The sequence below is a fragment of the Nocardioides sp. genome, from assembly GCF_030655615.1.
Lineage (GTDB): Bacteria > Actinomycetota > Actinomycetes > Propionibacteriales > Nocardioidaceae > Nocardioides.
Genome location: NZ_JAURVJ010000085.1, coordinates 1 through 8,428, shown reverse-complemented (window position 1 = coordinate 8,428; position 8,428 = coordinate 1). Strand labels below are relative to the sequence as shown.

The window sequence follows — 8,428 nt, the reverse complement described above, 5'->3', positions numbered from 1 at the left end:
CCGTCGACCGCGCCGCCCGCCGCTTCGGCTCGGCCGCCGTGGGGCCCGCGTCGCTGCTCGGGCGGGCCGCCGGCCGGTGACTGCGGCGGGGCTCCGGCGTGGCTCCGATGGAAGGTCGCGAAATCCCACCCCAACGATTTTCTGGTCCCGCCTACCGTGACGCCGACCTCCTGCCTAGACTTGGCCCACCACGTGTTGTATGGCGACCACCTGGAGGATCCGGTGCCACTCTCCGAAGAGGAGCTGCGACTGCTCGAGCAGATGGAGCGCGCCCTCGTCGAGGAGGACCCCAAGTTCGCCTCCACCCTGCGCGGCACGGCGATGCGCACCAGCGCCCGACGCCGCGGCATCATCGCCGGCTTCGTCTTCGCCCTCGGCATCACGCTGCTCTTCGTCGGTGTCCTGACGCAGTGGTACGTCGGCATCGCCGGCTTCGTCCTCATGCTCGGCTCCGCCACCCTCGCCCTGAGCACGGTCCGCAGCCGCCAGGCTGCAGCCGCCGACCCCCGGGGCGGCACCGCCCACCCGTCGGGCCTCACGTCGTTCGACGGCGGCCGCCGTACCCGCCGCTCGCGCGGCCGCTCGAGCAGCAGCCGCGCCCCGTTCATGGAGCGCATGGAGACCCGCTGGCGCAAGCGCCGCGAGGGCGGCGGCTTCTAGTTCGTCCCGCCGGGCGTCGATCACGTCCTGGCGGTGAGGATGCCCGGGCCAGGTGGTCCGGGCTGTTTGTGTCGGGTGGCCGCTCGACCTCTGTCCCGCCGGGGGAGGGGCCGGAGTTTCGGCGCACAAGGTGGAGAATCTCCGCTCCAGCGGTGAATCTCCACCGCGTCCGCCGGGCCGGCAAGGTTCTCGGACGGATCTCCCGGTTCTGGTAAGAAGTTTCGGCCCAGAAGGAGGAGAACCTCCGCTTCAGCGGTGAATCTCCACCTCCTGCACCGAATCTCCTACAGCACCTCGGACCGCCCACCCACGAGCTCAGGCTCACCGGCACCAGCGCCTGAGCCGGCACCCTCGAGCTCGGACGGCCGTCTCCGCTGGGCGACCGAGACCGGCAGCCAGGTGGCGCGGCGGCGTACGCGGGGGGTGGCGCCGGCGGCGAGGGCGTCGCAGCAGAGCAGGACGTCGTCGCGCAGGGCGCCGGGCTCCACGGTGTGGCGGCGTGAGTAGCGCAGCCGCTCGAGGTGGTCGACGACGCGGTCGAGGGCGGCGACGGCGTCGGGGGCGAGGTCGGGGCCGTGGGCGGGGCGCTCGTCGGTGTCGCCGACGTGGCCGAACCAGCCGACGACGAGGTCGCGGGTCTCGCGGGGGGAGCGTCCCTCGGGCCAGGTGCGACCCAGGTCGCGGGCGGTCGCGCGAAGCTCTGCCCACGCCGACTCGGGTCCGCCGGCGAGGCGGCGCTCGCGCTGCCGGCGGCGCAGGCTGCGGGGGAGCAGGAGCAGCAACACGACGAGCAGCAGACCGGCGGCCACCGCCAGGACGGTCAGCCAGGGGAACGACGACCCGGTGTCACCGGCGTCCGCGGTGGTCTCGGGCAGGTCGGGCCGGCCGGTGGGGACGCTGGCCGAGGGGGCGGTCGGCCGGGTGGTCGGCTCGCGGGTCTCCTCGGACTGCGCCGTCGTGGTCGGGATGACGTTGTCGATGGGGCGCTCGGCGTAGGACGGCACCTCGGCGTTGCTGACACGGGAGGCCGGCGTGGGGTCGAAGAGAACCCAGCCGGCGCCGGGGAAGAAGAGCTCGACCCAGGCGTGCAGGTCGTCGGAGGTGTAGACGTAGGTGTTCTCCCGGCTGGACTCTCCGGTCGGCTTGAGGAAGCCGACGGCGACGCGGGCGGGGATGCCGAGGGTGCGGGCCATGACGCCCATCGCGGCGGCGTACTGCTCGCAGTAGCCCTGGCGCCCGGTCTTGCTGTCGGGGTCGAGGAAGTCGACGAGCTGGTCGCTGCCGACGCCGCCGCCGGGATCGGTCGGCAGCTTGTAGGTGAACCCGCCGGTCTCGCGGAAGAACTGGTTGAGCAGCACCGCCCGCTGGAAGTCGCTGGTGGCGCCGCTGGTCGCCTCGATCGCGTAGTTCCTGATCTCCGCGGGGAGGTCGTCGGGCAGCTCGGTCATCTCCTCGCCGACGACGGTGTCCGTCGCGTTGAGCTGGAGCAGCCGGGAGTCGTCGTAGGTCGGCAGGGCGGCCGTCATGGAGTAGTCGAGCCCGGCGGTGTCGAGGTCGTCGTCGCTGGCCAGGAAGTCCATCGTGGCGACGTCGTAGCGCCAGTCGCCGTCGGCGGAGATGTCGCTGATCGGGGCCTGGGTCGGGAGCCACCGCGACTTGAACTGGTCGGCGACCTCGACCTGGTAGTCGACCTCGTCGAGGCTGACCAGCGGTGCCTCGACGCCCTCGAGGGGCGGGATGCCGCCCTGGGCCAGGTTGGCGGTCGGCACCTTGCGGTCGCCGGCGCTCCACTCGTTGTCGGTGAAGCGGTTGAGCACCGAGATGCGCAGGTGGTCGGGCGACGGGTCGTCGGTGGTGACGGTGACCAGGTCGGTCTTGTCGCCGCGCACCAGGTCCTGGCGCAGGTCGACCATCGGGTTGGTGACCTCGATGTCGCCGTCGCCACCGTTGCCGGGACCGACGTCGAAGACCGAGAAGCTGAGGGTCGGCACCGCCAGCGGCACGAGTACGGCGGCCGCCGTCGCGATGGCGCCGATCGCCACGGCGCTGGCGCGCACGGAGTCGCTGAGGCGGCGGATCGGCGCGGTGCTGCCGTCGAGCGAGCGGCCCCACCGCGAGAGGTGCTCCTCCTCCTGGAGGAAGAGCAGCAGGAGGAACCCGGTCGCGGTCGCGGCGAAGACCCACCAGGACAGGCCGCGGTCGATGAGGCTGATCGGCACGCTGTAGACGGTGAGCAGCGGGAGGCCGGCGAGCGGCACGCGACGCAGGGTTGCGGCACACAGGTCGACGAGGACCATCGCGATGAACCCGCCGACGACGAGCAGCGGCTGCACCGAGATCGTGTCGGAGGTCGGGACCGGCGAGGCGTAGGTGTTGGCGGCGTCGACGGCGTCGGAGAGCATCGTGCGGAACGCGTCGCCGGGGTAGGGGCGGGAGGAGACGACGAGACAGGTCGTCACCCCGCCCACGGCCAGCTGGGCCACGACGACCAGGACGCCCGGCAGCCGTCGCCAGCGGGCGACGGCTCCGGTGACCGCCACCGCGACCCCGACGAGGATCAGCGCGACGAGGAAGCGGCCCGACATCGTGGTGAAGCCGCGCCAGGACCACATCGCGGCCCAGGTCGTGGCCGCCGCGGCGGCAGAGAAGCGGACGTGGGAGGCGAGGGCCGCCCGGTCTCGCTGGCGGACGCTGCTCACGAGACGACCGCCGGAGCAGGAGTGGTGGGTCCCTCGGCGGCGGCGCCGGGGTTGCGGACGGGGCCGCGCGACGACGAGCGTCCGAGGTCGTCCCAGACCGACTCGAGCCGGTCGCGCGGTCCGAGGGTGACCGCCCGCCAGCCGGCGCGGGCAAGGAACGGCGCGGCGCCGCCGGTGCCGGCGTGGGGACCCGACCACGCGTCGACGTCGAGCGCGATCGCGAGGGCCGAGGAGGTGTGGTGGACGATCCGGCGCAGCGCGGGGGCGTCGGCCTGGTCGACGGCGCCGAGGACGGCAACGGTCAGCCCGCCGTGGGCCTGCTCGCCCATCCAGGACGTGTCGAGGCGGTCACGGGCGTCGAGCTGGACGACCGCCAGCGCCTCGAGGAGCGGGCGCGCGTTGAGGTCGGCGTCGCGCACGTGCCACTGGCCACCGCCGGCCGCGGCGGATCCGGCGGCGTCCTCACCGGCGGCGGTGACGAGCCTGACCTGGAAGCCGCGGTGGGACAGGTGGACCGCCACCGACGCGGCGGCCGCGACGGCGGCCTCGAGCGAGGACGCGATGCCCTGGCCGCGGTGGGCGAGCAGCCGGTTGTCGAGCAGGATCGTCGCGCGCGACTGCCAGGGCTGCTCCTCGCGCCGGACCATGAGCTCGCCGGTGCGGGCCGAGCTGGGCCAGTGGACCCGGCGCAGGTCGTCGCCTTGGCGATAGTCGCGGACGGTGACGTCCTCGGCGGACCCCATCGCGAAGGCCCGCGGCCGGTTGTCACCGGAGCCGGTCCAGCCGCCGCCGAGCGGGATCGCCGAGAGCGGCACGGTCCGCGGGGTGACGACGAGCGGGACGGTCATCCGGAAGGCGCGGCCGAGCTCGACGAGCCCGAACGCGTCGCCGACGCGGACCGTCATCGGCCCGATCTCGAAGCGCCCGCGGACGTCGGAGCGCACCTGGTAGGTCACCTGTCGCCGCCAGCCGTGGCCGATGCCGTCGAGCACGAACCGCGGGCGGGTGCCGAGCACGTAGGGGACGTGGTCCTCGAGCAGCAGCACACCGCTCGGGGTGCGGCCCTCGTTGGTGAGCGCCAGGTTGACCCGCGCGGGCTGGCCGGCGGTGACCAGCTGCGGGGTGACGGTGCGGACCAGGGCCAGGCGGTAGCGCGAGCGCCCCAGCACCAGCGCGGTGGCCAGCGGGAGCGCGACCACGAGGACGCCGACGCGGGTCAGGGCGGGCTGGCCGAGCAGCACCGCGCAGACGATCGCGGTGATGCCGGCGGCCAGGAACGCCCGCCCGCGAACGGTCAGGCCGGAGAGTGCCTCACGCACGATGACGCGAGCCCGGCGGACCGGCAGGCGCGGACGAGGGCGGCGGCGCGGTCGGCCCGCCCTGCGGGCTCGGGACCGGTACGCCGGCCAGGATCGCGTCGAGGATGGACGCCGTCGTGCGGCCCGTCATCGCGGCCTCGACGCTTGGCAGCAGCCGATGCGCCAGCACCGGGCGCGCGAGCAGCTGGACGTCGTCGGGCAGCACGTAGTCGCGGCCCTGGATCGCCGCATGGGCCTTGGCCGCCCGCACCAGGTGGAGCGTCGCGCGCGGCGAGGCACCCAGGACCAGGTCGTCGGTGCGGCGGGTGGCGCCGGTCAACGCGACGACGTACTGCTGGATGGCGGGAGAGACGTAGACCTGGTTGACGATGCTGCTGAGCTTGCGGATCTCGCCGGCGTCGGTGACGGCCTCGAGGTCGTCGAGCGGACGCGAGTAGGTGTGGCTGTTGAGCATGGCGATCTCGGCGGCCTCGACGGGATAGCCGATCGACACCCGGGCCATGAACCGGTCGCGCTGCGCCTCGGGGAGGGCGTAGGTGCCCTCCATCTCGATCGGGTTCTGCGTCGCGATCACCATGAACGGTGCCTCGAGCTCGTAGGTGTTGTTGTCGACGGTGACCTGACGCTCCTCCATGCACTCGAGGAGGGCCGACTGGGTCTTGGGCGAGGCCCGGTTGATCTCGTCGCCGACCACGATGTTGGCGAAGACGCCGCCGGGGCGGAACTCGAACTCGCGGGTGTTCTGGTTGAAGATCGACACCCCCGTCACGTCGGACGGCAGCAGGTCGGGCGTGAACTGGATGCGCCGCACCGAGCAGTCGATGCTGCGGGCCAGGGCCTTGCTGAGCATCGTCTTGCCGACGCCGGGCACGTCCTCGATGAGCAGGTGCCCCTCGGCCAGCAGCACCACCAGGGCGGACTGGACGACGTCGGGCTTGCCCTCGATCACCCGCTCGATGTTGCGGCGGATCGCTCCCACCACACGGGCCAAGGTCTCGAGGTCAGCCGAAGCGGCGCTCGTTGTCTCCACGTCTCCGAGGTCCTTCCGTGACCCGTCCTTCACTGCCACCACCGTAGGGCGTGCGCGCAACTTATGACGTCGAGCGGCTCCTCGTCTGACTCCCGGCGTCACGTTTTGGTTGCGGCTCGGGCCTCCTCGGGGTCCGGACCGCCGGGAGGGAGCGCCGTGGCGCGCGGGGGAGGAATCGGGAGGAATGTGGTTGACGGTGGAGCAAAGTGGCGTAGTGTGGAGGAAAGTGGAGCAACCGAGCAGTGCGGTGGTGCGAGATGGCTGAGACAGGAGGTGCCCGATGCGCTTCATGGGCACGTTCCGGCCGAAGCTGGACGAGAAGGGCCGCCTCTTCCTGCCTGCCAAGTTCCGCGACCGCCTCGCCGAGGGGGTCGTGGTGACCCAGGGCCAGGAGAAGTGCCTGGTCGTCTGGCCCCCCGAGGTCTTCGACGTCGAGGCCGACAAGGCCGCCGAGCGGTCGATGACCGACAAGGCCGCCCGCGGCTACCAGCGGATGTTCTTCTCCGGCGGCGACGAGGTGGTGCCCGACAAGCAGGGGCGCGTCTCCATCGCGGCCGGCCTGCGGGACTACGCCGGGCTCGACCGCGACGTGGTCGTCATCGGCGTCCGCAACCGCCTCGAGATCTGGAACCCCCAGTCCTGGGACGACTACCAGGCCGCCGAGATCCAGCGCTTCGCCGACCTCGACGAGTCCGACTAGCCCCCACGCCCCACTGCGCCCCACCAGCTCGACCAGCTCGACCAGCAGCACCACAACTCGACAACGGATCCGTAGGACGAGGTCTCTGCCCGCTCCTGCTCGCCGCCGTCTGGGACACCTTCCCCGGCCCCAGAAAGCAGCGCTTCCCCATGACCTCACGCCCCCCGGCACCGAGGTGGCCGGAGCGGGCGGGACCTGGCCCTACGGATCCACCGCACCACCGAGCACCACCGAGCACCACCGAGCACCACCCGGCACCGCCCGGCACCACCCGGCACCACCCGGCACCACCTCTTCCCTGCTCCACCACGCACCACCAACCATCTGGGGTCGAACCGATGAGCACCGCACCCGCCTCCCGCGCCGAGGTGGTGAGTCCCGCCGACCGGCGGGTCCGCCACCAGGCCCGCGACGCCGCCGTGCTCATGACGTTCTCCCTGGGGATGTCGTTGCTGTTCGCCGCGGCGTTCCTGCTGCTGGCCGGGCTGGGACGCTGAGGTGCCCCGCCCCCAGCACGACCCGGTGCTCCTCGACCGGGTCGTGGCCCTCCTGCAGCCCGCCCTCGACCACGAGGGCTCCGTCCTCGTCGACGCGACGCTGGGCCTCGGCGGCCACTCCGAGGCCGTCCTCGCCCGCTGCGGCCTCGCCCGGGTGATCGGCATCGACCGCGACCCCCAGGCCCTCGATCTGGCCCGCGAGCGGCTCGCGCCCTACGGCGGCCGCTTCACCGCCGTGCACGCCGTCTACGACGAGCTCCCCGACGTCATGGCCGACCTCGGCCTCGCCGCGGTCGACGGCGTCCTCTTCGACCTCGGCGTCTCCTCGATGCAGCTCGACGTCCCCGAGCGCGGCTTCGCCTACGCCGTCGACGCGCCCCTCGACATGCGGATGGACGGCAGCACCGGACCGACCGCGGCCGACGTCCTCAACACCTACAGCGCCGGTGAGCTCACCCGGGTGCTCCGCGACTTCGGCGAGGAGAAGTTCGCCCGCAAGATCGCCGGCGCCGTCGTCCGCCGCCGCGAGACCACGCCGTTCACCACGAGCGCCGCCCTCGTCGAGCTGCTCTACGACGAGATCCCGGCCCCCGCACGGCGGACCGGCGGACACCCCGCCAAGCGCACCTTCCAGGCCCTGCGGATGGAGGTCAACGACGAGCTCGCCGTGCTCCGCCGGGCCATCCCCGCCGCGATCGACGCGATCGCCGTCGGCGGCCGCGTCGTCGTCGAGTCCTACCACTCGCTCGAGGACCGCATCGTCAAGCAGGCCTTCGTCGCCGTCACCCGCAGCGAGCTGCCGCCCGACCTGCCGTTCGTGCCCGAGGGCAGCGAGCCGGCGCTCCGGCTCGTCACCCGCGGCGCCGAGAAGGCCGACGCGACCGAGACCGCCGCCAACCCCCGCGCCGCCTCCGTCCGCCTCCGCGCGGTCGAGCGTCTCCGCAGCGCGACCCGCCCCACCCGACCCGGAAGAGGAGCCGCATGAGCAGCACCGCCCCCCAGCGCCGTCCGGCGGTCTCCCGCGCCCGATCGGCGCCGCACCTAGCGGGCGCCGCCCTCGACCGCGCGCGGCTCGCCGTCGTGCCCCGGCTGCGCAGCCGGGCGCCCCGGGTGCCGTTCGTGATGCTGGTCAGCCTGCTGCTGCTCACCGGCGTCGTCGGACTCCTCCTCTTCAACACCTCGATGCAGCAGGCGTCGTTCACCGCCTCGCGGCTCGAGGACGAGGCGTCGGTGCTCGCCGCCCGCGAGCAGGCGCTCACCACCGAGCTCGACGCGCTGCGCAACCCCGACCGGCTCGGCCGGGCGGCCTGCCAGAACGGCATGGTCATGGGCCCGCCGGCCGCGTTCCTCGACGTCACCACCGGACGGGTCACCGGCAGCCCCGTCGCGGCCGTCGCCGCACCGTGCCTCGGCGCCCCGATCGCCAAGAAGCCGGCCCGCTAGTGGCCACGCGCAAGCCGCCGCTCCGCCGACCGGCCGGACCCACCCGCAGGCCCGCAGCCCGCAGGCCGGCGGCCCGCAGG

Annotated in this window: 8 protein-coding genes; 5 read left to right on the top strand and 3 right to left on the bottom strand. The window is 73.3% G+C overall.

Going from position 1 to position 8,428, the window contains the following annotated elements; genetic code table 11:
• Positions 1-222: 222 nt before the first annotated feature.
• On the top strand, positions 223-660 hold the full coding sequence (locus tag Q7T52_RS07185) for a DUF3040 domain-containing protein (RefSeq protein ID WP_304800852.1): 438 nt from the start codon (positions 223-225) through the stop codon (positions 658-660).
• A gap of 284 nt (positions 661-944) precedes the next feature.
• Here the strand turns inward: Q7T52_RS07185 and Q7T52_RS07180 are convergent, their stop codons facing one another.
• Genes Q7T52_RS07180 through Q7T52_RS07170 form a run of 3 tightly spaced genes read right to left on the bottom strand, consistent with a single transcriptional unit; the run spans position 945 to position 5,660 of the window.
• On the bottom strand, positions 945-3,359 hold the full coding sequence (locus tag Q7T52_RS07180) for a DUF3488 and transglutaminase-like domain-containing protein (RefSeq protein WP_304800850.1): 2,415 nt from the start codon (positions 3,357-3,359) through the stop codon (positions 945-947).
• Complete coding sequence (locus Q7T52_RS07175) at positions 3,356-4,678, bottom strand: DUF58 domain-containing protein (protein WP_304800848.1); 1,323 nt, start codon at positions 4,676-4,678, stop codon at positions 3,356-3,358. The genes Q7T52_RS07180 and Q7T52_RS07175 overlap by 4 nt, the downstream gene beginning before the upstream one ends.
• A complete protein-coding gene (locus Q7T52_RS07170; protein ID WP_304800845.1) occupies positions 4,671-5,660 on the bottom strand; it encodes a MoxR family ATPase in 990 nt (329 codons plus the stop codon). The genes Q7T52_RS07175 and Q7T52_RS07170 overlap by 8 nt, the downstream gene beginning before the upstream one ends.
• A 328-nt stretch (positions 5,661-5,988) precedes the next feature.
• Between Q7T52_RS07170 and mraZ the strand changes: the two genes are divergently transcribed.
• From mraZ to Q7T52_RS07150, 4 genes are all read left to right on the top strand, one after another.
• Complete coding sequence (gene mraZ / locus Q7T52_RS07165; protein ID WP_304800843.1) at positions 5,989-6,408, top strand: division/cell wall cluster transcriptional repressor MraZ; 420 nt, start codon at positions 5,989-5,991, stop codon at positions 6,406-6,408.
• Between the two features lie 338 nt (positions 6,409-6,746).
• Positions 6,747-6,905, top strand: a complete 159-nt coding sequence (locus tag Q7T52_RS07160; protein WP_304800841.1) for a hypothetical protein — start codon at positions 6,747-6,749, stop codon at positions 6,903-6,905.
• A 1-nt stretch (position 6,906) separates the two neighbouring features.
• Positions 6,907-7,890 carry a 16S rRNA (cytosine(1402)-N(4))-methyltransferase RsmH gene (gene rsmH / locus Q7T52_RS07155; protein WP_304800839.1) on the top strand — a complete coding sequence of 328 codons (984 nt, stop codon included), beginning with the start codon at positions 6,907-6,909 and terminating at the stop codon, positions 7,888-7,890.
• Complete coding sequence (locus Q7T52_RS07150; protein ID WP_304800837.1) at positions 7,887-8,348, top strand: hypothetical protein; 462 nt, start codon at positions 7,887-7,889, stop codon at positions 8,346-8,348. The genes rsmH and Q7T52_RS07150 overlap by 4 nt, the downstream gene beginning before the upstream one ends.
• Positions 8,349-8,428: the final 80 nt, after the last annotated feature.

What these genes read in the sequence shown, in the direction of transcription:
- mraZ (WP_304800843.1), top strand. Translation starts at nt 5,989, where the DNA reads ATGCGCTTCATGGGCACGTTCCGGCCGAAGCTGGACGAGAAGGGCCGC.
- Q7T52_RS07160 (WP_304800841.1), top strand. Translation starts at nt 6,747, where the DNA reads ATGAGCACCGCACCCGCCTCCCGCGCCGAGGTGGTGAGTCCCGCCGAC.
- Q7T52_RS07150 (WP_304800837.1), top strand. Translation starts at nt 7,887, where the DNA reads ATGAGCAGCACCGCCCCCCAGCGCCGTCCGGCGGTCTCCCGCGCCCGA.